The 20887-nt window shown below is 48.2% G+C and carries 18 protein-coding genes; 7 read left to right on the top strand and 11 right to left on the bottom strand.

Annotated features, from left to right (window positions below):
- Nucleotides 1-142: 142 nt before the first annotated feature.
- Nucleotides 143-2626: an ATP-dependent helicase HrpB gene (gene hrpB, locus ACXAGR_RS04005; RefSeq protein ID WP_474848272.1), complete on the top strand. Its 2484-nt coding sequence runs from the start codon at nucleotides 143-145 to the stop codon at nucleotides 2624-2626.
- 322 nt (nucleotides 2627-2948) lie between these two features.
- Nucleotides 2949-3671, top strand: coding sequence for an acetoacetyl-CoA reductase (phbB, locus tag ACXAGR_RS04000; RefSeq protein ID WP_474848270.1), 723 nt, complete (start codon nucleotides 2949-2951; stop codon nucleotides 3669-3671).
- A gap of 65 nt (nucleotides 3672-3736) precedes the next feature.
- Here the strand turns inward: phbB and ACXAGR_RS03995 are convergent, their stop codons facing one another.
- The 5 genes from ACXAGR_RS03995 to phaR form a co-directional block, all read right to left on the bottom strand.
- Entirely contained in the window at nucleotides 3737-4975 is a 1239-nt protein-coding gene (locus ACXAGR_RS03995; RefSeq protein WP_474841560.1) for a lytic murein transglycosylase, read from the bottom strand.
- A gap of 139 nt (nucleotides 4976-5114) precedes the next feature.
- On the bottom strand, nucleotides 5115-6332 hold the full coding sequence (locus tag ACXAGR_RS03990; RefSeq protein WP_119502800.1) for a polyhydroxyalkanoate depolymerase: 1218 nt from the start codon (nucleotides 6330-6332) through the stop codon (nucleotides 5115-5117).
- Between the two features lie 107 nt (nucleotides 6333-6439).
- Nucleotides 6440-6787, bottom strand: a complete 348-nt coding sequence (locus tag ACXAGR_RS03985; RefSeq protein ID WP_119502799.1) for a phasin family protein — start codon at nucleotides 6785-6787, stop codon at nucleotides 6440-6442.
- Nucleotides 6788-6813: 26 nt separating this feature from the next.
- Nucleotides 6814-7431, bottom strand: a complete 618-nt coding sequence (locus ACXAGR_RS03980) for a phasin family protein (RefSeq protein WP_474841557.1) — start codon at nucleotides 7429-7431, stop codon at nucleotides 6814-6816.
- A 235-nt stretch (nucleotides 7432-7666) separates the two neighbouring features.
- Nucleotides 7667-8083 (bottom strand): polyhydroxyalkanoate synthesis repressor PhaR, encoded by a 417-nt coding sequence (gene phaR / locus ACXAGR_RS03975; RefSeq protein WP_119502797.1) that lies wholly within the window; start codon nucleotides 8081-8083, stop codon nucleotides 7667-7669.
- Between the two features lie 275 nt (nucleotides 8084-8358).
- Between phaR and ACXAGR_RS03970 the strand changes: the two genes are divergently transcribed.
- Nucleotides 8359-8757 carry a DUF4168 domain-containing protein gene (locus ACXAGR_RS03970; RefSeq protein WP_161599183.1) on the top strand — a complete coding sequence of 133 codons (399 nt, stop codon included), beginning with the start codon at nucleotides 8359-8361 and terminating at the stop codon, nucleotides 8755-8757.
- 66 nt (nucleotides 8758-8823) lie between these two features.
- Here ACXAGR_RS03970 and ACXAGR_RS03965 read toward each other — a convergent pair whose 3' ends face one another.
- Both ACXAGR_RS03965 and ACXAGR_RS03960 read right to left on the bottom strand, forming a co-directional pair.
- On the bottom strand, nucleotides 8824-10599 hold the full coding sequence (locus ACXAGR_RS03965) for a PHA/PHB synthase family protein (RefSeq protein WP_474848268.1): 1776 nt from the start codon (nucleotides 10597-10599) through the stop codon (nucleotides 8824-8826).
- Nucleotides 10600-10614: 15 nt separating this feature from the next.
- Nucleotides 10615-10854 (bottom strand): DUF6489 family protein, encoded by a 240-nt coding sequence (locus ACXAGR_RS03960; RefSeq protein WP_474848266.1) that lies wholly within the window; start codon nucleotides 10852-10854, stop codon nucleotides 10615-10617.
- Nucleotides 10855-11019: 165 nt separating this feature from the next.
- Here ACXAGR_RS03960 and mrcB point away from each other — a divergent pair, with 165 nt between their 5' ends.
- Nucleotides 11020-13350: a penicillin-binding protein 1B gene (gene mrcB / locus ACXAGR_RS03955; protein WP_474848264.1), complete on the top strand. Its 2331-nt coding sequence runs from the start codon at nucleotides 11020-11022 to the stop codon at nucleotides 13348-13350.
- Between the two features lie 230 nt (nucleotides 13351-13580).
- Here mrcB and ACXAGR_RS03950 read toward each other — a convergent pair whose 3' ends face one another.
- The 3 genes from ACXAGR_RS03950 to ACXAGR_RS03940 form a co-directional block, all read right to left on the bottom strand.
- Nucleotides 13581-13880, bottom strand: coding sequence for a hypothetical protein (locus ACXAGR_RS03950; RefSeq protein WP_474848262.1), 300 nt, complete (start codon nucleotides 13878-13880; stop codon nucleotides 13581-13583).
- Nucleotides 13881-14199: 319 nt separating this feature from the next.
- Nucleotides 14200-15117: a DUF808 domain-containing protein gene (locus ACXAGR_RS03945; protein WP_474848260.1), complete on the bottom strand. Its 918-nt coding sequence runs from the start codon at nucleotides 15115-15117 to the stop codon at nucleotides 14200-14202.
- A 63-nt stretch (nucleotides 15118-15180) separates the two neighbouring features.
- A complete protein-coding gene (locus tag ACXAGR_RS03940) occupies nucleotides 15181-16029 on the bottom strand; it encodes a hypothetical protein (protein WP_474848258.1) in 849 nt (282 codons plus the stop codon).
- A gap of 246 nt (nucleotides 16030-16275) precedes the next feature.
- Here ACXAGR_RS03940 and glnK point away from each other — a divergent pair, with 246 nt between their 5' ends.
- From glnK to ACXAGR_RS03925, 3 genes are all read left to right on the top strand, one after another.
- The gene (gene glnK, locus ACXAGR_RS03935) at nucleotides 16276-16614 is read left to right on the top strand and encodes a P-II family nitrogen regulator (RefSeq protein ID WP_119502789.1); all 339 of its coding nucleotides are present in this window, start codon (nucleotides 16276-16278) and stop codon (nucleotides 16612-16614) included.
- A 31-nt stretch (nucleotides 16615-16645) separates the two neighbouring features.
- The gene (locus ACXAGR_RS03930; protein ID WP_119502788.1) at nucleotides 16646-17890 is read left to right on the top strand and encodes an ammonium transporter; all 1245 of its coding nucleotides are present in this window, start codon (nucleotides 16646-16648) and stop codon (nucleotides 17888-17890) included.
- 204 nt (nucleotides 17891-18094) lie between these two features.
- Nucleotides 18095-19597: a catalase gene (locus ACXAGR_RS03925; protein ID WP_474848256.1), complete on the top strand. Its 1503-nt coding sequence runs from the start codon at nucleotides 18095-18097 to the stop codon at nucleotides 19595-19597.
- A 113-nt stretch (nucleotides 19598-19710) separates the two neighbouring features.
- On the opposite strand, the gene ACXAGR_RS03920 is transcribed toward ACXAGR_RS03925, so the two are convergent.
- The gene (locus ACXAGR_RS03920) at nucleotides 19711-20634 is read right to left on the bottom strand and encodes a glycosyltransferase family 2 protein (RefSeq protein ID WP_474848254.1); all 924 of its coding nucleotides are present in this window, start codon (nucleotides 20632-20634) and stop codon (nucleotides 19711-19713) included.
- Between the last annotated feature and the right edge of the window lie 253 nt (nucleotides 20635-20887).

The following is a 20887-nucleotide window of genomic DNA, read 5'->3' as shown; positions in this document are numbered from 1 at the left end:
GAACTGTATTCGGAAAATAAAAACAGTTCGCTTACAGTCTAAAATCTAAACGGAAGTGGCTGACTTATCAATGACTTTATGTATTTCTTCCGGGGCACAGGTATATACTTGCCAGATTATCTGTTGAACCTGTTTTCTTGTTATGCAAAGTAAATTACCTGCCGCAGGCCTGATCCCTGAACTGATAACTGCTGTTGCCGCCGGCAATGTCATTGTCGGTGCACCACCCGGGGCGGGCAAATCTACCGTACTGCCTCTGGCACTGCTGGAGCTTGTTCCGGGGCGCATTGTCATGTTGCAACCGCGGCGGGTTGTGGTACGCAATCTGGCAGCTTACCTTGCTTCATTGCTCGGAGAGGAAACCGGACAAACTGTGGGTTACCGTATCCGCGGTGAAAGTAAGGTCAGTAAGCAAACACGTCTGGAGATTGTCACAGAAGGTGTGTTGTCTGCCCGTATCCAGAGGGACCCGGAATTAGCAGGTGTTGACTTAATCATCTTTGACGAATTTCACGAACGCAGTATTCACAGTGACTTTGGTCTTGCGCTGGCGCTGGAAGTACAGGAAGGGTTGCGGGAAGATTTATCTCTGGTGGTGATGTCTGCCACTCTCGATGTGGATGAATTACTGACGCTGATGCCCGAAGCCATGGTGCTGAAATCTGCCGGCAGGCAGTTTGAGGTAGAGGAAATCTATACCGGTCAGGTACAAAGCCATACTTTGCATGAGCAGGTTACCAGGCAAATTCAGTTCAGCCTTGCACAGGATGACGGCGATATTCTCGTTTTTTTACCGGGCGCCGGCGCGATTAATAAAGTTGCCACCTTGCTGGAGCAGCGGCTGAATGCATCTGAATATGTGGTGCATCCTCTGTATGGCGCGTTGAGTAAACAACGGCAAACTGCCGCTATTTTACCGGATAGCCGGGGAATGAGAAAAATCATTCTTGCTACTAATATTGCCGAAACCAGCCTGACGATTGAAGGCATTAAAGTAGTCATTGATGCCGGTCTTGAAAATGTCGCTAATTACCATCCTCCCACTGGGTTTACCCGCCTGAATACGCAAATGATTTCGCAGGCCTCGGCTATTCAGCGCAAGGGACGGGCAGGGCGCCTGGGGCCCGGGAAAGTGTATCGCATGTGGCCGAAAGAGCAGCATGACAGACTGGCAAAATACCCGCTGCCACAAATTTTGCGTGAAGATATCTCCCCGCTTACTCTGGATGCGCTGGCCTGGGGAACTGAATTGCATAATATGCGCATGTTGACGCCTCCTTCTCAGGCGCAATCTGCAGCAGCATTACACCGCCTGCAACAAGCCGGTGCCGTAGACCGCGATGGTACGTTAACAGCACATGGTCGCGGACTTAACAAATTATCGGTGCACCCGGCTCTGGCAAATATGTTAGTGAAGGCAAAAGAAGCCGGAGCGCAGACGCGCCTGCCTGAACTGGAGGATGTTGCCTGTTATGTGGCGGCAGCCTGTGAAGAGTATTCAGCTTCTGAGCGGCAATTTCACGTATCAGCCTGGCTTGAACAACTGGCAGAACCCCAGTTATCCGGTTTGAAAGCCAGGGCCTCGCGGTTTGCATCTGCACTTGGCATCTCACTGAAAGCAGAGCCCCGAAAGTTAAATGGTGAAGCTGTTGCAGTGTGTCTCGCGCTGGCTTTTCCTGAGCGGGTTGCGAGACGTAAGCAGGGTAGTGATTATAAGCTGGCCAGTGGCCGGGGCGCTGCTCTGCCTGAAGGAATGATTGAAAAGTCTGACTGGCTGGTGGTTAAGGAAGGGCAGGTTAACGGTTCCGACGTGATCATTCGTCAGGCCGAACCTGTTAATGAAACCTTATTAAGACAGTTATATTCGCAGGCTTTCAAACTTAAAGATACGGTGACGTACAACAGTCAGAAGAAGCAAATGGAAGCGCGCAAAACCGAAGGTTTCCATGAAATAGTGTTAAGCAGTGAACCGGCAACTAACGTGCCGGCCCGCATTCGCGGTGAGGCCTGGGTATCGTTGCTGGAAGGATTGCCGTTATCCGCGTGGCCTTTCAGTGAAAAAGACTGGCAATGGTGGTACCGGTATCAAATGGCCTGCGGGTGTGACTTACATCAACCGCAAGCTTTCGACAGCCCGCCGGTATGGAAAGACCCTGAGTCACCATTGTCGCTTCTGGACCGTAGTGATATTTCCGCACGATTATCTTCGTTTAAAAGTTGGGAGCAACTTGCCGGCCTGTCCTGGGCGACACTGCTACACCAGTCACTCCCCTGGAGCCAGCAACACGCCATGGACAATGCTTTGCCACTGAGCATCACCGTGCCTTCCGGTGAAAAAAGGAAACTGGTCTACCGGTCAAACGGCGAAGTCGTGCTTCCGGTCAGACTGCAGGAAATGTTTGGTTGTGCAGATACGTTCACTGTTGCAGACGGCGCAAAAGTCATTACGCTGGAGTTGCTGTCTCCTGCGGGAAGACCAGTACAAACTACATCGGATTTGGCCGGCTTCTGGCAGGGTAGTTATCTTGCTGTGCAGAAAGAAATGAAAGGACGATATCCGAAACACCGGTGGCCTGATAATCCGATGGAAGCTGAAGCCGGACGTTCAATGAAGCCGCGAAAATAAACGGGGGGTTGTTCCTGAACTATTGTACCCGTCTTACAACTTTAATCATGTTTGAACGGTGTATACAACTAATTTACGTGCTGCAATTATTATGCAAGTATTTGTTATTAAAAGAGATCCTCTGACCAGTTAATAGCTAAATGCTTGTTCATTTTTTCAACTGCATGATAAGTAAGAAGTTTCTTATTCACTATAGTCATTCATCTGGACACGGGCATTGACCCCGCGCAAAAAGTCTTCAGGTTTCCGTTGTCAACATCTCATCAAGCATGCTTATATAGAATTGTTGTACAAATATGAGTCAACATTTGAGGGAGACGAAATGAGCAAAGTTGCACTGGTCACAGGTGGCACCCGGGGAATAGGTGAAGCAATTTGTGTAGCGTTGAAAGATGCGGGTTACACTGTTGTGGCAAATTATGGTGGTAACGATGGAGCGGCTAAGGCGTTTACTGAACGCACTGGCATACCTTCATTTAAGTTCGATGTCTCGAATTTTGAGAAAACGAAAGAAGCAATTGACCAAATCGCGACAGATTATGGTCCGGTGGATATTCTAATCAACAATGCCGGGATCACCCGGGACGGCACCATGCACAGAATGAATTTTGAGCAATGGGATGCCGTTATTCAAACTAACCTCGCTTCCTGTTTTAACACGTGTCGCTCAGTGATTGATTCAATGCGCGCCCGTGGTTTTGGTCGCATTGTTAATATCGGTTCGGTTAACGGTCAGGCTGGTCAGTATGGCCAGGTTAACTATGCGGCAGCTAAGTCCGGTATTCATGGTTTTACTAAAGCGCTGGCACTTGAGGGTGCAGGTAAAGGTGTAACCGTAAACGCTATTGCGCCGGGTTATGTTGATACTGACATGGTGCGTGCGGTACCGGAAGAAGTATTGAAGAAGATCATTGCAACAATTCCGGTGGGTCGTTTGGGGAAACCTGAAGACATCGCCCGCAGTGTTATGTTCTTAATAGGCGATGAAGCCGGATTTATTACCGGTTCTACATTGTCCATTAACGGCGGACAGCACATGTACTAAGCTGTACGGTTACAATGTTCACAGAGCACGCCCGTGCTCTGTGAACTGACCGTATCCGGATCCAGCTACTCGCTTTCTTTATTGCCGTCGCTCTCTTTGAGTTCATCCGGCAACACACCAATCGCTTTCATCACATCCAGTCCCGGAAAACCATCAGCAATCAGGTTGCTGGCCAACTGATATTCGCGGATCCCTGCACGGGTTGCCGGTCCGATAATACCGTCGGGTTTACCTACATTGTAACCGGAAGCATTCAGCGCTGTTTGCAGTTTCAAAATGTCATCCCTGGTATAAGCCGGTAATTCCGGTAACGCTTTATCAATACCGGCTTCACCGGCAATCTGGTCAGCCAGCTTACCTACGGCGATGGCGTAGAATTCAGAATTGTTCCAGCGCATAATAATTCGGAAGTTGTGATAGGCAATGAACGCCGGACCGTTATGACCGGCAGGTACAACGACATAGCCTTTTTCATCACTGTTACCCAGCGCACTACCGTCTGCTTTTTTGATCCCGCTTTCGTTCCACTCAGTAATACTGCGCCGGTTTTTATATCCCGTTTCGCGATAATCGAAATTATCCGGTAACTGAATTTCCCTTCCCCAACGGAATCCGGGTTGCCAGCCTAATTGAGACAAAAAGTTAGCCGCTGAAGCGAGGGCATCTTCTTCGCTGTCCCACAGATTGATCTGGCCATCGCCGTCGCCGTCAATCGCATAGTTCATATATGCTGAGGGCATAAATTGTGTATGGCCCATGGCGCCTGCCCAGGAACCTACCATTTTGGTCTGATCTAAAGATTCTCTTTCAAGAAGCTTAACCGCAGTGACTAATTCTTTGGAAAAATAGCTGCTACGTCTTTCATCACAGGCAAGAGTCGCCAGTGAATTCAGTACATTCATCTTACCTTTGTAACCACCAAAATTGGTTTCCAGCCCCCAAAATGCCACCAGATAATGGGCAGGCACACCGTATTTATGGCTTAAGCTATTTAACAGTTCTTTATGTTTAGCGTACATTTCCCGGCCTTTGCCGATACGCCATGCCGTAACGCGTTTGCTGTAGTAGCCCGGAAAGGTTTGTACAAATTCAGGCTGGCTGCGGTCCAGCGAGATCACGCGGGGCTGATATTGAATGTTGGCGAACACGGCCTTTGCCGTTTCTTCTTTCACGCCCTGTTCTACGGCTTGCTGAGATAACTGTGTTTTACACTGTTCAAAATCTGTATTGGCATAAGCTGAAGAAGTCGCTGTCAGCAGTGACAGTATTGAAAAACCAAGCTTACGCGGCATCCATTTAGACATTGCATATTACCTTTGTTGATGAGGCGTTCATGCTACCTTATCTGAGCCCCCGGGGGCGAGGGAAACATGGGGAAAATACGGCGCGCTCCGCCGGTGAGATCAGGAGCGCTGCAGGAAAGAGTTATTTGTCCGGGAGGGCTTATGCGTACTTGTGGATGAAATCAGTGATAACCGGGCGTACCGATTTGCGGAACTTAGATCCACTGAAGATACCGTAATGACCGGCTCCCTGTTGTACGTGATGTTTACGCATATTTTTCGGAATATTTTTACAAATATCCTGTGCCGCTTCTGTTTGTCCTAAGCCGCAAATATCATCATCAGCACCCTCTACGGTAAGCAGAGCAGTATTGTCGATGGTTTCAAAATCTACAGGGTTACCCTGATAAGTAATCGCACCGCGGGCAATCTCGTTATTCTTGAATACCCGTTCAATGGTTTCAAGATAGAACTCGGCGGGCATGTCCAGTACTGCCAGATATTCATCGTAAAAGGCGCGGAAACGATCAGCATCTTCTTCTTCACCAAATACCAGATTTTGGAAGAAACTCTGATACTTTTTCATGTGAGTTTGCTGGTTCATACTGATAAAACCGCCCAGCTGCATGAAACCGGGATACACCTGACGACCTTCGCCCGGATAACCATAAGGTACCGACATAATCGCCACATTACGGAACCAGTTCATCGGATGTTCCTGAGCGAACTCGTTCACCCGTGTAGGATTCTTGGAGCAGTCAATGGGGCCCGCCATGAGAGTGAGCGACTTGGGCACACAGGCATTTTTCTGTCCGGCCATCACTGCGGTGGCGATTAAAGCCTGAACAGTAGGCTGACATATCGCCATTAAGTGCGTGCCCGGCCCTAAGAACTCAAGAAACTCGATAAGATAACCCACATAGCAATCAAAACTGAACGGACCGTCTTCCAGCGGTACTTCTCTGGCATCAGCCCAGTCAGTCACATAAATCTCGTGATCCGGAAGCAGCGCTTCCACCGTGCCTTTCAACAAGGTAGCAAAATGGCCGGATAAAGGCGCAACAAGCAAGACCTTATGATCATCTTTCACACCGATCCGGTTGAAATGAATGAGATCACAAAACGGCTTGCTCATTACGATTTCTTCTTTCACCTTATGGCGTTTATCGTCGATTTTGATTTCGTCGATATTAAACCCCAGCTTCTCGTAGCGTTGTGTCAGCCGCATGGCAGTTTCCAGCGAAGCGCGGGTTATGCGGCCGGGTAAGGTATGTGCGAAAAGATTGGAAGGATGGTTCGCAATATCATTAAGCAGACTGAAACCCTCGTGCATAATGTATGCGCCGCGCGTCAAATAATCGTAAGCCTGATAATTCATTACGTCTCTCCTCAAATACTGGCTGGGGCTAAGACCTTTTGGGGGATGAAAAGGTTCACTTGATGTGGGGTAACCTGAGCGGCCTCTGAAGGCCGCTCAGGAGGGACTTATGCTTTAGCTGCGCTTTGGAATTTCGCAGTCATTTCGTCGCTTAAACCTTTGAACATCTCGCCAGCTTTCTGCTGTGCATCAGAAATTACTGCATATGAGCTTTTCGCTGCATCAGTAACAGTTTCCTGAATAGTTTCAACATATGCCTTGTTCATCTCAGCCAGACCAGACAGATCTTTCTGCTGAGAAGCTTTTTCAAAATAAGACATATTTTCAGATAACAGAGATGAATACAGGGCGTTCTGTTTTTCTGCCAGATCCTGCATTGTACTCATGTTCAATGTCGCAAGGTCAGTCATCGGCTTCATTGCGCTTTTCATTTGCTCGTTCATTTGCTCAAACATTACTAGTCTCCAGTTTCCGGGGTAAGTTAGCTAGTTGATTTAGTCGTTGTCGCAGTCTTCTTAGCAGTCGTGCGACGGGTACGTGTTGCTGGTTTCTTTGCTGCTGCGGCAGGTTTTGCCTCAGCAGTCGCTTCCTTTGCTTCTTCAGCAACGGCTTTTGTCTCTTCAGCGGCCTTCTCAACAGTTTCCTTTGTTGCTTCAGCCACTTTTTCTGCTGCCTCTACCGGCGCTTTCGCGGCTTCAGGCGCAGCTTTTTTCGGTGCGGCAGCTTTTGTGGTTTTCTTCACGGCTGCTGTCGCTTTTTCAACTGTTTCTTTGGTTTCTTCAGTAGCGGTGGCCAAACTGGCCGCCATCACTTCGGTCATTTCTTCACGCATAGCGTTAAGGGTGGAGTAGGTGTCTTTTGACGCGCTGGTCATGCGTTCACGCACTGACTCAGCCAGTTCAGAATTCGCTGTCATTACACCTTTAAACTCTGTTTGTTTCGTTACCGCTTCAATGTAACGAACACTGTCGCTCAACAAACCCGTGAATAACGTGGTTTGGTGTTGAGACAGACTTTCCAGCGTTTTTGTATTCACAGCAAACAGCGTATGTACCGGTTTAGTGGTACTTTTCAGCTGTTCTGAAAACTTGCCAAACATACTCTTCTCCCGACCAGTTGATAAAGTCCTTCTGCTGCGTTGCAGCAATATTTGATTAGATATTAACCAGGGTATTTGCAGAGATCAACAAAAATGTTGCGGTGCAGCAAGAATGTTTAGACGAATATTTAATAAGCAAATAGCTTTTTATGCTGCTCTGCAGCATTGAAGAGGAAATGTGGCAGGTCTGTCCGTTCTGGGGCAGGAGAATTGCTCCCCTGCCTGTATGTGATACTTACTTCTGGTTCTTCTTCCAGGCATCCATATTTTGTTCGATGATTTTGTTAAACATACCGAAGGGCGTGTTATCCATCATATTTTTCATCATACCCTGCACCTGATCCTGTTGCTCTATAAAGGTAACAAGAGATTGTTCAAGGTACTGTCGCAGAAAGTCCTGCATGTCAGTGTCGTAATAACGGATTAGTTGTTTGAGTAACGAATTTGTCAACAGTGACTGATTTTCGTTGGCTTCGGATTCACTGATAATTTGCAGCAATAATGACTTGGTAATGTCATCTTCGCTTTTGGAGTCAATCACCTTAAATTCCTGACGTTCATTGATTAACGCCTTTATATAATCGAGGTTAACGTACTGACTCTGAGATGTGTCGTACAATCTGCGATTAGGATATTTTTTAATGATGATCATAATGTTACCTCCGGCGGTGCTGAAATGAGAGTAACGCACAAAATGCCGCTGCGGCAACCTAAAAGGTGTGAAAATAAGCGACACTCCGACCACCTTTTTCACTGATAAGAAAATCTGATTTTTGTTAACTTTATGAAATTATTGATTAAATCGTGATTGGCATAGTTATCGCTGTATCACTGTTGAGAGCCTGAATAGCCGGATTATCTTTCTTTTAATCATATTCATTTGAAGATAACGCATTTCAGGCAATTCAAATGAAACCGGAGATTATTATGACTAAACTTGTCAAATCACTTGTGATGAGCCTCGCTGTTGCTTGCACGTTAAATTTCGCTGCACAGGCAGCTCAGGAAACCAAAGAGGCTGCCCCGTCAAGTGCGCCGATGACACAGTCGAAGGATTTCGATGATGCAACTCTTGAGAAATTTACTGTCGCGATGAATGCGGTCAGTGATGTTGCAGATAAATATCAGTCTGAACTGAAAGGTGATGAAACACCTGAGAAGATGCAGCAAATTCAGCAGGCTGCACAAACTGAAATGGTAACAGAAATTGAAAAAACCGGTCTTGAGGTGCAAACCTACACGACCATTGCACAACTGGTACAAACGGATGAAAAACTGAGATCCCGTGTACTGGACATCGCTAAAACACAAAACAGCGAATCGTAATACTGAATCCTCATGTAGACAGAAGCAAAGCGGGGCGTTGAACGCCCCCTTTTTTTGTCTGCCGGTTTATCCCAGCTGTTTTTTCACGTAACTGCCCGGGGCTGCTTCGATGGCCGGATATTTTTCACTTCCGCCGGGCTGCGGGGCATTCACTTTTGTTTTCCGGTGACTCTGCAACCATGCATGCCAGTCTGGCCACCATGAGCCTTCCTGCTTCACAGCCCCATCAAACCATTCGCTGGCACTTGCCGGCAGATTGTCGTTAATCCAGTGCGGATATTTCCCGGGATCTGGCGGGTTAATTACCCCTGCAAGGTGTCCCGACCCGGCGAGTACAAAGCGTGTATCGCCGGATACCAGCTGCGTACCTTTGTAGGCGCCCTGCCACAGCACAATGTGGTCTGCCAGAGTAGTGAGGAAATACACCGGCACATCAATATTTCCAAGGTCGATGGGAATGCCGTCAATTTCTACCGCCCCCGGCACTTTCAGTTTGTCTTCCCAGTACATGGTGCGGATGTATTGCTTAAAACAGGCCGCGGTGATGTTGGTGGCGTCGCTGTTCCAGAATAAAATATCAAAGGCAGCAGGGTCTTTGCCCTTGAGGTAGTTATTAATAAAATACGACCAGAAAAGGTTATTTTCCCGTAGCAAACTAAAGCTCAGGCCCAGTATGCGGCCGTCGTAAATACCCTTGATGTCTGCGTTCTGCTCCATCACAGGTAATGCATCTTCGGTAAGGTAATTACCAATTTCGCCGGGTTCACTGAAGTCCAGCAAGGTGGTCAGTAAAGTGAGTGACTCAATGCGGGTGTCTTTTTTCGCACGCAGATAAGCCGTTGCTGTGCTAAGCAAAGTGCCGCCCACACAAAAGCCCACCATATTCACTTTCTTCTTACCGGTGATATCACAAACTACACCTAGGGCTTCCACCGGACCTTTCTTCATGTAACCGAAGAAATCCTGATCCGCCAGTTTTGCATCCGGGTTGACCCAGGAAATCATAAACACCGAAAAACCGGCATCAAGCAGGCCTTTTACCACGGACTTACGTTCGTCGAGGTCAAGAATGTAGTATTTGTTTATGAAAGGAGGCACAAACAGTATTGGCGTTGCGAAGGTTTTCTCATGCTTCGGTGTGTAATGAATTAACTGCATCAAATCGTTCTGATAAACGATCTGGCCTTCGGTGGTAGCCAGGTTGACACCTAACTCGAAGGCATCCATATCGGTCTGTGTGATTTTGAACGCTTCAAGAGGACTCTTTTCCAGATCCCGCATGAAATTCTCAATACCTTTCACCATGTTCTGGCCTTTGGTTTTCAGAATTTCTTCACATACTTCCGGGTTAGACAGCAAGTAGTTAGTTGGTGATACCGAGTTGATATATTGGCGTGTGTAGAATTTTACCTGTTCTTCCGACTTAGGATCTTTGAAATGCATGGATGAAATCATGCCCTGCAACATCTTGGAATTAATCAGGTAAGCCTGCTTCATATAGCTGAATATGGGATTGTCCTGCCAGTCTGTATGAGAAAAACGACGGTCGCCTTTCTCTTCCTGCATAACAGGATGGGCATTCTCTCCCAGCATGGCCTTAGTGGCCTGCTGCCACAATTCAGTTTGTTGACGCATGAAATCCATTTGCGTCTGGATAAGCTTTGCCGAATCTACCTCTACCGTGTCGTTTGACAGCAGCGAACCTAACTTTTCCGGGTCGAACATAGCGGATGTCTCCTCACTGCTATTTTTCTTCGTCAGAATGTTATGAACCATGGCGTTAAACTGCTGTGCGTATTGATTCAATGTGTCCAGAATATGATCTTTGTCCTGCTCGTGCACAAAAAACCTCCGTGCTTATTTTTTGCTGGTTCCTGTGGTTGCCATGCTTTCCAGCATCTTTTGATAGAATGAGAATGCTTGCTGACTGCCGTCCAGGTAGGGCTTCAGCATGGACATCATGGCTTCCTGATTTCCGCTTTTGATTTGCTCGCTGAGTTGTGAGATGGTGGCCTCATGAAGTTTGCTCATATCCGGCCATCCCATGAGTTCTCTTGCTTCCTTGGGTAAAAGGTCGATATCGATGGAAATTTTCATGTTTCACTCCTTTCTGGCGCCTTCCGGGCCATCCGGATTGATTGTTCTGGCGTAATCATAAGATTACTGCAAGATGACAATGATTTGCACGGTTAGTTTCAGGCTGGAAATTCAGCCGCGAAAACCGCAAAATCCCCTTTGACGTTTTCTATATTGGCATGATAAGTGGCTAAAAAACAGACGAAAGTTAATAAACCAAAGAAAATTGGCAGTAAGCCCCGCCGTCGCTGGCCCGGGCTGTTGTTCAAGTTATGTATTGTCGGGTTCGTGGTGCTGGCAGGGTACATGGTGTATCTGGATGCCCAGATTAAGCACACCTTTACAGGCAATAAATGGGAAGTCCCGGCGCAAATATTTGCCCGGCCGCTGGTGTTATCGGAAGCGCTGGAAATCACGCCAAAAGAAGTGCTGGATGAACTGAAATTGCTTGGTTACCGGAAGGTCACGAATCCCGATAGTAGCGGAGAATATCGTTATACCGGCAATAAACTGGTGGTTCAGCGACGGGCTTTCAGTTTTCCTGACGGCGATGAGCCTTTGCGTCAGATCACCATTACCTGGCAGGGCAGCCGCATCAGCAGTATCCGGGATGACAGTGCCGGTATTTCACTGCCGAAAATTCGCCTGGAGCCCTGGCTTGTCACGCGGATGGTAAGTGGCAGCCGCGAAGACCGTATGCTGGTGAAGCTGAATGAAATTCCGCCTTTATTGCCGAAAGCCCTGATCCTTGTCGAAGATAAAGATTTCTACAAGCACCACGGGGTCGCACCACTTTCTATTCTCCGCGCACTGGTTGCCAACATTCAGGCAGGGAGAACCGTGCAGGGTGGCAGTACTTTAACGCAGCAACTGGTGAAAAACCTGTACCTCACCAGAGAAAAAGCGCTGACGCGAAAAATAAAAGAAGCATTGATGGCACTCATCATCGATGCCCGTTACAGCAAAGATGAAATTTTGCAGGCCTATCTGAACGAAGTTTTTCTGGGTCAGAACGGAGATATGGCCGTGCACGGTTTTGGCCTTGCCAGCTATTTCTATTTCGACCGGCCGGCCAATGAACTCAGCGTACCTGAAATCGCCACGCTGGTGGCCATGATTAAAGGACCATCCTATTACAATCCGAGACGCTATGAAGAACGGGTTATTGAGCGGCGTAATCTGGTGCTGCGTATTTTATTTGAAGCCAACGAACTCGACCGTAAGCAATACGAATTTGCTGTTAACTCTCCTGTAGGTCTGGCGTCCGGCGCGAGCTTAGCCAGCGGGAAACATCCCGCGTTTATGGATAAAGTGCGCCGTGAACTGAACTCCATTCTGGCCGATCCTTCCCTGCGTGACTCCGGGGTGAAGGTATTTACCACGCTGGATATATATGCCCAGCGCAGGGCTGAAAAAGCGGTTGAAAACACATTGAAAGGCTTGCAGTCAGATCGCAAAGCTGAGTTACAGGCAGCGATGATTGTGACGGATATCGCCAGTGGTGAAATTCGTGCCATTGTGGGCAGCAAAGATACCAGCTTCAAAGGGTTTAACCGTGCGTTGGATGCCAAACGTCAGGTGGGCTCACTCATTAAGCCGGCAGTATATCTCACTGCTCTGGAAGACCCGGTAATGTTTAATCTGGCCACTCCTTTACAGGACGAACCCATTACCCTTGAAAATGGCAACGGACAAACCTGGTCACCCCTGAACGCGGATAAGAAATTCCGTGGACAAGTACCTCTGATTGAAGGTCTGACAGAATCGTTAAATGTGCCTACAGTGAATCTCGGTATGCAAGTGGGGCTCGACAATGTGACAGAAACCATTCACCGGCTGGGAGTAGAGAGTGACTTCCGCGAAGTGCCGGCTATGACACTCGGGGCCATGTCGTTATCGCCGCTGGAAACTAACCAGATGTATCAGACCATTTCGAACAATGGCCGTTATATTCCGCTGCATACTGTGACATCGGTTGTTTCTTCGAATAACCGGCTGGTATGGCAGAATGCCGATTACTATTCACAGCGGGTAGATGAGGCCGCCACATACCTGCTGAACTACGCGTTGTATAAAGTGACCACGGAAGGTACAGCGAAACGTGTGGGCAGTAACTTCCCGAATATCAACATGGGCGGTAAAACCGGCACCACAGATGATTACCGCGACAGCTGGTTTACCGGCTTTGACCGGAATAATGTGGCAACTGTATGGGTAGGGAATGATGATAACCAGCCAGTGCTGTTAACCGGTGCCGGCGGGGCCTTACCTGTGTTTGTAAACTATCAGAAAAGTCAGTCGCCCAAGTCACTGTCACGACGTTTTCCGGAAGGGTTAGGTATTGCTCATTTCGACAGTCAGACGGGGGCACTGACCATTGCCGGCTGTCCTGACTCCATGAGTGTGCCGGCTATTCTTGATGTACTGCCGCCGCCGGCGCAGGATTGCTACGGTAAGCCTGTCGCGCCTCCGGGCAAAGAAAAGAAAAGCTGGTGGGAACGTTTGTTTGGAAACTAAGGCTTTTTCTTATCGAAAAAGCCCTGTAGTCAGAACTGGCAGCGACATACGGCTCAGTAAAAATCTGTCCCGCTACCAGATCTGACTCAGGGAAGGCCCTACGGGAGCTCGTTGGGATTAGTGAAAGCGGTCTGCAATGTGTTGCACACCGCTGAATAACACTGCGCTGGCGAGATACGCGACAACCGGTCCCAGCGCAAGCAACAACAACGCACCTGATGTCATCATCATTACTCTCCTTTGATGTCTTCAAAAGAAATAGCATCTTCCTGTTTAAGATCACGGATCTTGATGTCAGCAACCAGTGTTTCTTCAGCTACTTCAGGTTCGGCCTGATACGTGGTGTTGGCCACTAGCTGAGTCACTTCAGACAGGATTTCTGTGCGCACATTATCGATTTGTTGCTCAACCATCTCAGATAAATAGCCCTGAAGCTGGCTTTGCAATGATGTTTCAGCCATTGCCGGTATAGACAGAACAGAAGTAGCAACAAGTGCAAGTGCAGTGAATTGACGACGTAAAGTAAACATAATTTCTCCAAAGTTAAGGTTAATAAACTGCACTCTTACTGACTTCCCGGCAGTTAATTGTTAAGTCGCATTAACTTTAGCGATAGTTGTGCCAACACGAATAAAAATTTTAAAGTGTTGATTTTAAGCTTTTTATTTTGTCGGTGTGGAAAAGCTTAGATAAGTGTAAATAGTATAAACACTAAGAATTAGTAATTTTGAAAACTCTATTTGGCGAATTTGACCAGGTATGATGTAAGGGGCTGACAGGTGAGTCAGCCCGCGATAATTTTGGTTATGGCCGGGGCATAGCTTGCCGCCCCGACAACATCAGAACAGCTTAATGCGCGTCTTTCTTTTTAGAAAACAGTGAAACAATACCCACAATTACTGAACCGGCAATCAAACCAGCCACACCATCAGTGATAAGGGAAATGACAAAGCTGAGTTGCTCCACACTGTGATTAATGGATTCAGCGAGGTGGTGCATAAACGGAATATTGTGAGTAAGGATGCCACCGCCAACGAGGAACATAGCAATGGTGCCGACAAAAGCGAGGGTTTTCATTAACAGAGGCGCAGCAACGAGCAGGGCGCGGCCAGTGACACGCTGAAAACCGTTGTAGCCGCCGGTGAGTGATTTTCTGAGCAGATACAGACCGACGTCGTCCATTTTCACAATGCCGGCAACCAGACCATACACACCAGCAGTGATCCCAACACTCAAGGCGCACAACACACCTACCTGAGTAACAAAATCAGCCTGCTGCACGCTACCCAGTGCAATGACGATAATCTCTGCGGACAAAATAAAATCAGTCCGGATGGCGCCTTTAATCTTGTCTTTCTCAAGCGCCACAAGATCAATATTTTCCTGCGAGAGTTTTTCAATTCTGGCTTCGCGCTCTGCTCCATCTTCTTTATGGAAAAGCCGGTGCAGTACTTTTTCAGCCCCTTCGAAACACAGGTACAGACCACCAATGACCAGCATGACGGTGATCAGAACCGGAATAAAAGCGGAAATAAGCAGCGCAGCAGGTACCAGGAACACTTTGTTCAGCAGCGAGCCTTTTGCCACAGCCCAGACCACAGGCAGTTCTCTTTCGGCACGCACTCCCTGAACCTGGTTGGCATTTAATGCAAGATCATCACCCAGAACCCCGGCTGTTTTCTGCGCAGCCACTTTAGACATGGCGGAAATGTCATCCAGCAAAGTAGCGATATCATCAATCAGGGCGAGTAAGTTAGCGGCTGCCATAGGTTTTCCTCAATAAGAATCGGGGCATAGGTTATCTGTAGAAGCCCTTATACGCAATACAGACTAATTTTGATTCTCTTCTTCTTTGACCCCTTTATTTATCCGCGCATCAATGAATTTCTCAAACCCTTTGCCCCTGTCTGAACAGGTCGCCCGTCCACCGGTAAAACGTGAAATAAATGCCAGGGTTTGGGTGGTTTTACTACTGCAATCCACTTCAACGGCAGGGGGCGGGGCATGAGGATCTTCTTTTTCTGCGCCTTTGCGGGGATCGCTGATATCCGGTGACGTTTTTGCCCGCCTGAGTTCTTTGGCTACCTGCTCAGCATCCTGCTGTGTACTGGCAGCCTGTTGCCGGCTGAAAAAAGCATCCAGAGCACGGCGCGATGTTAATGACGGTCTGGTTGAAACCGTGCCTGAATCTGTTGGCGCAGCCGGCTGCGCAATAACAGAAGAGACAGGCGGTTGAACCGGCTCTGACGTTTCAGGCTGCACAGGTTGTTGCGGCAACGACTCTTTTACTGCCAGCGGTGTTTTGACGTCAGGCGGGGCTGCCTGTTCCGGAATTGGTTTGGACTCCGGTGCGGCCAGTTCAGGTTCAGGCTTGTCGGGAGCCGGTGCGGCCAGTTCAGGTTCTGGCTTGTCGGGAGCCGGTGCTTCCGGAATGGTTTCCGGTAGTGTGTCCGGTTCCCGGACAGCCTGAGGTTGTGGCAGACGGATTAACGTCGCCGTGATGGGCTTACTGACCACGGGCTCCGGAATATCGCGCTTACTTTCCATCAGCGCCAGCGCGGCAAGCAATATAAGGTGAATAATAACAGACACGACAAAGACCCCGCTTTTCTTTCCTGAGCGGGGGGGATCAAATGTTGGCCTTTGAGGGGCAAAGAAAGCGGTGTCCGTGGTTTCCATACGCGACAGAAGACCGTTGAAATAAGATGAAGTTCCCGGTCTTTACACAAGCACGATTCTGGTTGCCCAATTGTGGTGCGTTATTTTGCCTTCGCACGATCATGGTGCGTAATTTTTAGGCTCTTCATTCGTTTTAATGCATAAATATCTGTTTTTTATAGATTAAAATTTGTGGCATAGGACTTGGTTTACTTCAGCAACCCCCGCTAAAAGCGAAAACAAACAACCATTATTTGGGAGCAACACATGAAACTAGTCACAGCTATCATCAAGCCATTCAAGCTGGATGATGTTCGTGAAGCCATTTCAGAGATCGGTATCGACGGTCTTACCGTTACCGAAGTGAAAGGGTTTGGACGTCAAAAAGGACACACTGAATTATATCGCGGCGCCGAATACCAGGTGGATTTCTTACCAAAAGTAAAACTGGAAGTTGCTGTTCAGGCAGACCAGGTTGATCGTCTGGTAGAAGCCATCGTTGGCGCAGCAAAAACGGGCAAGATCGGTGACGGTAAAGTATTCGTCTACGACCTTGAACATGCTGTTCGTATTCGTACCGGCGAAGCTGACGCAGACGCGCTGTAAAACAACACAATAAGAAATTGCGGAGAAAACAATGGAAATCACATTTGAACTCGGGTATGCATTAGATACCTTCTATTTCCTTATTTGCGGTGCGTTAGTCATGTGGATGGCTGCCGGCTTTGCCATGCTTGAGGCGGGTCTGGTTCGTGCTAAAAACACCACTGAAATTCTGACCAAGAACGTGGCGCTGTATGCCATTGCCTGTACTATGTATATGATCTGCGGTTACAGCATCATGTACGGCGGTGGTGACTTCACATTATTCCTTTCAGGTATTGTTGGTGACGGTGCAACAGGTGTTGCAGAAGAACCGGCTACCTACGCGCCTTCAGCTGACTTCTTCTTCCAGGTAGTATTCGTTGCCACTGCAATGTCTATCGTATCCGGTGCGGTTGCTGAGCGTATGAAACTGTGGGCCTTCCTGGCATTCGCAGTTGTGATGACTGGTTTCATCTATCCAATGGAAGGTGCATGGACATGGGGCGGTGAGTCTGTATTCGGTATGTACGTGCTGGGCGACAACGGTTTCTCTGACTTTGCAGGTTCCGGTATTGTTCACATGGCAGGTGCTGCTGCAGCCTTAGCCGGTGTACTGGTACTTGGCGCACGTAAAGGTAAATACACTGCAGATGGCAAAGTAAATGCTATCCCGGGTGCTAACCTGCCTCTGGCGACTTTAGGTACATTCATTCTGTGGATGGGTTGGTTCGGCTTCAACGGTGGTTCTGTTCTGGCAACAGCTACTGTAGAAAGTGCTAACTCTGTTGCGGTTGTATTCATGAACACCAATGCCGCCGCTGCCGGTGGTGCAATTGCTGCTCTGCTGCTGGCCCGCGTAATGTTCGGTAAAGCTGACCTGACTATGGTACTTAACGGTGCACTGGCTGGTCTGGTAGCCATTACTGCTGAACCTTCAACGCCAACGCCTCTGATGGCAACACTGTTCGGTGCGTTAGGTGGTCTGCTGGTTGTTCTGAGCATCGTGTTCCTGGACAAACTGAAAATCGATGATCCTGTAGGTGCTATCTCTGTTCACGGTGTAGTTGGTCTGTTAGGTCTGTTACTGGTGCCGGTAACTAACGAAGGTTCTACTTTCGGTGGTCAACTGTTAGGTGCTGCTACAATCTTTGTATGGGTATTCGTAACCAGTCTGATTGTTTGGGTAATCCTGAAAGCTGTAATGGGCATCCGGGTTTCTGAAGAAGAAGAATTTGAAGGTGTTGACGTTGCTGAATGTGGTCTGGAAGCATATCCTGACTTTACTTCAGGTCGTTAATCTTCAACACGGAGACTTGATTGGGCAACCTATAACAAAAGCATAATGCTCAACTCACCAAAATTTGAACCCCGCATCTGCGGGGTTTTTTCTGTTTAATAGAAATAAATAATTAACATCTTTTAAAAAATAGATTGGTCGTTTTCCGGCTCTCTGTTGTACGCATAGTTACACCAACTATCGTGCTTTTCCCAGGAGACCGTTATGAGTAAAAAACCAACTCTCACCACCAGCGCGGGCGCGCCCGTCGAATCTAACGAAACCAGCAAAACAGCGGGCGCAAGAGGTCCGGTTCTGCTGACAGATTATCAGCTTGTTGAAAAGCTGGCACACCAGAACAGGGAGCGTATTCCTGAGCGTACGGTGCATGCCAAAGGCTGGGGTTTGCAGGGTACATTTACAGTGACCCACGACATTACCCGGTACACCTGTGCCGACCTGTTCTCTGAGATTGGCAAAAAAACCGAAGTGCTGAGTCGCTGGTCTACCGTTGCCGGCGAATCAGGCGCTGCTGACACCGAGCGTGATGTACGCGGTTTCAGTCTTAAGTTTTATACCGAAGAAGGTAACTGGGATATGGTGGGTAACAATACCCCAATCTTCTTTATCCGCGACGCGTTTAAGTTTCCGGATTTTATCCGTACTCAAAAGCGCCATCCGAAAACGAATCTTCGCAGCCCGGAAGCGATGTTTGATTTCTGGGCCGGACAACCTGAGTCTGTGCATCAGGTCACCATTCTGATGTCTGATCGTGGTATTCCTAAGAACCCTATGTACATGAACGGCTACGGCTCACACACTTTCAGTATGTGGAATGCCAAAGGCGAGCGTTTCTGGGTGAAATTCCACTTTAAAACACAGCAGGGGCATGAACATTACACCAATGATGAGGCTGAAGAGATCATAGGTAAAACCCGTGAGTCTTATCAGGAAGACTTAATCAATGCCATCGAAGACGGCAAATATCCTAAATGGACTCTGTACATTCAGGTGATGCCTGAAGAAGAGGCAGGGAAGCAGGCTTATAACCCTTTCGACCTCACCAAAGTGTGGCCTCATGGTGATTTCCCTCTGATTGAAGTGGGCGAACTGGAAATGCACACCGTGCCTGAAAACTACTTCCAGATGATTGAGAATGCAGCCTACAGCCCGTCAAACGTGGTGCCCGGTATCGGCTTCAGTCCTGATAAAATGCTGCAGGCCCGGGTGTTCTCCTATGCAGATGCTCACCGTTATCGTTTGGGAACTCACTATGAAGCCTTACCGGCTAATGCGCCGAAGAAAGCGGAATTGAACCATTATCATAAAGACGGTGCGATGCGCTTCTTTACCAATGATTATGGTAATCCTGACGCCTATTACGAGCCAAACCAGCACAACGGTCCGGTGGCTCAAATTAAGAACCCGGAACCACCGCTGCGCATCGATGGCGATGCTGACCGCTACTATCAGGAAGAATCGGACATTGATTACGTGCAGCCAAGAGCCCTTTACAACATGTTCTCTGACGAGCAGAAAGAAAGGTTGTACAAGAACTATGCTGCCGCGATGGGGCCATGTTCAGACGGCGTAAAAGAGCGCTGGTACGCTGTTCTTGAAAAAGTACATCCTGACTACGCTGCAGGTGTCCGAAAAGCGGTGGAAGCGTTGGATACAGACGTTAACGCGGTGCCCATCACCGAAGACACGCCTCTGGAAGATAAGTAACAGTTGCCCGGTCACGGGCAATTAAACTGAAAAACATAACACCCGGCAGATGCCGGGTGTTTTCGTTGTGAAGAACCAATCGCGGGGAACCGGACCCCGCGTAATTTCTTACATCAGGCCGTTTGCTTCAATGCACCTGTACGGGTTAACGTACCAGCCGGAGCTGATGTGCCTTCTGACGCCACACTATCCGGTTCTTTTACCAGGTAAGTCGCCAGCTCTTCATCTGTAACCAGACGTACCACACGCATACCGGACTCTTCGTAATCTGCGTTAATAAGCCCGAGTTCAGCGAAGCGGGCGAACAAATCACAGGACGGATACGCACCCCATTTCTGTTTGAACACTTCAGCGTTCGATACGATATCGCATAAGTGATTTACCGGTGGGTTGTAGTGAGCGTGGAATTGCTTGAATACATGACGGCCGGTGTTAACCAGATAAAGGCCTGCCTGGCTGCAACGTGCAGCAAAATCCAAATCGCCGATACCAAAGCCATGATAATCGAGATCGAACCCGCCTACACGCTCATAATCCTTCCGGGTGATACCGAATATATTAGTATCGAACTGCACAAACGGGACTTTTTCTGCGGCAGTGGCCTGAGGAAGGGCAAGCTGCTGCACATAGCTTTCGTTAATATCTTCCGCTTTTTTATCAAGCTGGCATACATTGGCGGTGACAACCTTACCGATGGCGAGTGAACGGACCAGATTTTCCAGTAAAGATTCAGGGCAGATGCAGTCCACATCAAGGTAAATAAATTTGTCGGTTTTGCAGGTATCGAAACCACGGTTACGGGCTTTCGGGATCGGAAGTTCATCACTTGCTGCAAAACGGTGCACGATAGGGAAGTTTTCGCTACTTAATAGTGATTCGTCACTTGGCGGAGCCATCCATACAATCACCATTTCTTTTGGTAAAAGTGTAGAGCGTTCTATGCTGCTAATCAGGTTAGACAACTGCTGGGTACGTCGCTTAACAATAGTAACAATACTAAAATCAGTGCTCATGGCGTCGTCTCTCTGTCGGTTCATGTCCCTGCGGGACGGGTTAATTTCCAACCACAGATACGGCTCGTGGTGAGTCTGTTAGAAAAACAGTGAATAAATCCGCAAAATTACTGCAAACTTAGTTCCACCTTTAAACTAAAGTATAGTGAACGGGCTAACTTCGCGTTAATTCGTCATTTTTTGTTTTCTGGCCTGCCCGGATGAATTGCAGGGCGGAGTGTGTTAAATATGAATTTACAGAAAGCCGGTAATTTTTACAGTGGTTAGACAGAGCGGG

The organism is Alteromonas sp. ABH4_457, assembly GCF_056160625.1.
This window is presented reverse-complemented; position numbering and strand designations above follow the sequence as displayed.

Excerpts from the sequence above, each read along its gene's own strand:
- ACXAGR_RS03960 (WP_474848266.1), bottom strand. The coding sequence starts at position 10,854 with ATGAAAATTTCCATCGATATCGACCTTTTACCCAAGGAAGCAAGAGAA.
- glnK (WP_119502789.1), top strand. The coding sequence starts at position 16,276 with ATGAAACTAGTCACAGCTATCATCAAGCCATTCAAGCTGGATGATGTT.
- ACXAGR_RS03995 (WP_474841560.1), bottom strand. The coding sequence starts at position 4,975 with ATGTCTAAATGGATGCCGCGTAAGCTTGGTTTTTCAATACTGTCACTG.
- ACXAGR_RS03990 (WP_119502800.1), bottom strand. The coding sequence starts at position 6,332 with ATGAATTATCAGGCTTACGATTATTTGACGCGCGGCGCATACATTATG.
- phbB (WP_474848270.1), top strand. The coding sequence starts at position 2,949 with ATGAGCAAAGTTGCACTGGTCACAGGTGGCACCCGGGGAATAGGTGAA.
- ACXAGR_RS03920 (WP_474848254.1), bottom strand. The coding sequence starts at position 20,634 with ATGAACCGACAGAGAGACGACGCCATGAGCACTGATTTTAGTATTGTT.
- ACXAGR_RS03940 (WP_474848258.1), bottom strand. The coding sequence starts at position 16,029 with ATGGAAACCACGGACACCGCTTTCTTTGCCCCTCAAAGGCCAACATTT.
- hrpB (WP_474848272.1), top strand. The coding sequence starts at position 143 with ATGCAAAGTAAATTACCTGCCGCAGGCCTGATCCCTGAACTGATAACT.
- ACXAGR_RS03930 (WP_119502788.1), top strand. The coding sequence starts at position 16,646 with ATGGAAATCACATTTGAACTCGGGTATGCATTAGATACCTTCTATTTC.
- ACXAGR_RS03945 (WP_474848260.1), bottom strand. The coding sequence starts at position 15,117 with ATGGCAGCCGCTAACTTACTCGCCCTGATTGATGATATCGCTACTTTG.
- ACXAGR_RS03985 (WP_119502799.1), bottom strand. The coding sequence starts at position 6,787 with ATGTTTGAGCAAATGAACGAGCAAATGAAAAGCGCAATGAAGCCGATG.
- ACXAGR_RS03925 (WP_474848256.1), top strand. The coding sequence starts at position 18,095 with ATGAGTAAAAAACCAACTCTCACCACCAGCGCGGGCGCGCCCGTCGAA.
- ACXAGR_RS03980 (WP_474841557.1), bottom strand. The coding sequence starts at position 7,431 with ATGTTTGGCAAGTTTTCAGAACAGCTGAAAAGTACCACTAAACCGGTA.
- phaR (WP_119502797.1), bottom strand. The coding sequence starts at position 8,083 with ATGATCATCATTAAAAAATATCCTAATCGCAGATTGTACGACACATCT.
- ACXAGR_RS03970 (WP_161599183.1), top strand. The coding sequence starts at position 8,359 with ATGACTAAACTTGTCAAATCACTTGTGATGAGCCTCGCTGTTGCTTGC.
- ACXAGR_RS03950 (WP_474848262.1), bottom strand. The coding sequence starts at position 13,880 with ATGTTTACTTTACGTCGTCAATTCACTGCACTTGCACTTGTTGCTACT.